A 1,632-nucleotide genomic window follows, 5' to 3' on the forward strand; every position below is an offset into this window, starting at 1 on the left:
AAGGAAAGAAGAAGAAGGAAGGAGCCAGAAGAAGGAAGGAGCCAGAAGAAGTATTTTTACAAATATGAGATGCTCCCCACCGGAATTATTGTTGACTGTTGACTGTTGACTGTTGACTGTTAACTGTTGACTGTTGACTGTTGACTGTTGAAGGAGGGGTCGAAAAACTGACGGGGTAGTTGAGTATTGACTGTTGATTCGATTTTACAATTCCTCAGAAGCGCGGAGTTGATATGAGCCAGCAGAAGCGACGCTTTGCTGCCAACGGTGAGAGAGAGCAAATGGCCCTCGCAACTTTCAATCCCAACGACAGCGAACTGCTCAAAAAGATGGTCTAATGTATGGGAGATTCCCAGGGAATGGTGAGGCTGAGTTTAGCCAAAACTCTCGGCTCAATTGGCAAACCTGCAACTTTTTTTTTGCTGGAAGCTTAGCACATCACGCCAACCCTGTCGTGCGTAGAGCCTCTGCTAAAACGCTGACTCTGATTTGCGAGGCGATCGCCCGAACCACGCTGCTAGAAGCTTTTTTACACGATGAGGCTCAAGTCGGGGGAGGCAGAGTGGGTATTAAAGACAAAGCCTGCGGTTTCCAACCGCGCCTACACACACAAAACCCACTTGGAGGGCGTTAAAGAATTTTTACTCGATCGGGCCTTGACGTTTTACTCTCAAAATGAGAGTATAAGCATAGTATGCAAGCAACACGAAACGAAAGTCAAACGAAAGTCAAACGAAAGTCAAACTAAAAACAAACGAAAACAAACGAAAAACAGAGAAAGCTATGCAGAAAAAAAGAACTAATTCTAGAAAAGCCCATGCACCTAATCTCGATCCGCAACCTCCGTAAAGATGCTGCCCAGTATCCCGATGTCAAAAATCAAATTGATAGCTGGAACGCAACTGTAAAGCAAGCAGAATGGCAGAATTTGGAGGAGGTTCGCAAGATTTACCGGGATGCCGAAGCAGTAGGAAACTTCACAGTCTTTAATATCAAAGGCAACGAATATCGCCTGATTGTCGGCATCAACTACGAGGAGCAAACTATTTTCTACAAATATTTCCTAACCCACGCTGAATACGACAAAGACAAATGGAAAAATGATCCTTACTTTTGATGGAGCCACTTATAGCAATTTGCTTGCAGAAATCGCTCCTAGGGCGATCGAAACCGAAGAGGAATACGATCGCCTCCTGGCTGTGGCAGAACGGCTAACGTTCGCTAAAAACCTCACTCCAGAGGAGAGAGCTTTATACAAGTTGTTAGTCACGCTGATTGAAGTTTATGAGACGGAAAATTATCCGATCGAGAAATCGGAGCCTCATGAGATTTTGCAACACATCATGGAATCCAGCGGCACCCGTCAAGCGGACTTGGTAGGTATCATTGGATCGAGCGGCGTGGTGTCTGAGGTTGTGAATGGGAAAAGAGCGATTAGCAAGGCACAAGCTAAGGCACTAGGCGATTATTTTAAAATCTCACCTAGCTTGTTCATTTAATTTGGAAATTGGGCATTGCGAATAGGGCATGGGTTATTTTTGATTAGAAAAACTACTAACGGGACTTAAACAAATTTTAAGCCCAAACAAAGCCTAAACTGGCTTTATAAGCGGAGAATACGTCCCAATTTTG

At 44.4% G+C, this 1,632-nt stretch carries 3 protein-coding genes; all 3 read left to right on the top strand.

The window, feature by feature from the left end:
• The first annotated feature begins 337 nt into the window (after positions 1-337).
• The 3 genes from QUB35_RS38930 (at position 338) to QUB35_RS38940 (ending at position 1,499) form a co-directional block, all read left to right on the top strand.
• Positions 338-634: a HEAT repeat domain-containing protein gene (locus QUB35_RS38930; RefSeq protein WP_333148416.1), complete on the top strand. Its 297-nt coding sequence runs from the start codon at positions 338-340 to the stop codon at positions 632-634.
• Positions 635-817: 183 nt separating this feature from the next.
• Complete coding sequence (locus QUB35_RS38935; RefSeq protein WP_333148418.1) at positions 818-1,117, top strand: type II toxin-antitoxin system HigB family toxin; 300 nt, start codon at positions 818-820, stop codon at positions 1,115-1,117.
• Positions 1,101-1,499 (top strand): transcriptional regulator, encoded by a 399-nt coding sequence (locus QUB35_RS38940; protein ID WP_333148420.1) that lies wholly within the window; start codon positions 1,101-1,103, stop codon positions 1,497-1,499. Before QUB35_RS38935 ends, QUB35_RS38940 begins: the two co-directional genes overlap by 17 nt.
• Positions 1,500-1,632: the final 133 nt, after the last annotated feature.

The sequence above is a fragment of the Microcoleus sp. B13-B6 genome (assembly GCF_036705405.1).
In the GTDB taxonomy this organism is placed as follows: domain Bacteria; phylum Cyanobacteriota; class Cyanobacteriia; order Cyanobacteriales; family Microcoleaceae; genus Microcoleus.

What these genes read in the sequence shown, in the direction of transcription:
- QUB35_RS38930 (WP_333148416.1), top strand. Translation starts at nt 338, where the DNA reads ATGTATGGGAGATTCCCAGGGAATGGTGAGGCTGAGTTTAGCCAAAAC.
- QUB35_RS38935 (WP_333148418.1), top strand. Translation starts at nt 818, where the DNA reads ATGCACCTAATCTCGATCCGCAACCTCCGTAAAGATGCTGCCCAGTAT.
- QUB35_RS38940 (WP_333148420.1), top strand. Translation starts at nt 1,101, where the DNA reads ATGATCCTTACTTTTGATGGAGCCACTTATAGCAATTTGCTTGCAGAA.